This is a genomic window from Acinetobacter sp. 12966 (genome assembly GCF_031196995.1).
Lineage (GTDB): Bacteria > Pseudomonadota > Gammaproteobacteria > Pseudomonadales > Moraxellaceae > Acinetobacter > Acinetobacter geminorum.
Window position 1 is genome coordinate 1 of record NZ_JAVIMC010000008.1, and the last position, 257, is coordinate 257.

The following is a 257-nucleotide window of genomic DNA, read 5'->3' on the forward strand; positions in this document are numbered from 1 at the left end:
CCTCAATACTTTTAAGAACACCTAATCACTGTTCAAACCCTTTTAGGGGAATAAATACCTATTCCCCTAAAAGGGTTTGAATAAATTTCAAATATATTATTTTAAAGCAATTAATAATATTGTTAATTACAATGATTCTCATTTATAATCCTGACAATTTAAAATCACTCTCAGGGCGAGACAATGGGAAATAAGAAGAGTAATAAGCTTTTTACGAGGAAGTCTGAAGTAAAAAATATCATTCCAGTCCTTTCACT

The 257-nt window shown here is 29.6% G+C and carries 1 protein-coding gene; it reads left to right on the top strand.

All coding sequences use genetic code 11. The features are described from left to right. Nucleotides 1-183 precede the first annotated feature (183 nt). Nucleotides 184-257: hypothetical protein (locus RFW85_RS20020; RefSeq protein WP_375143859.1), on the top strand; the 74-nt coding region annotated here is incomplete at its 3' end.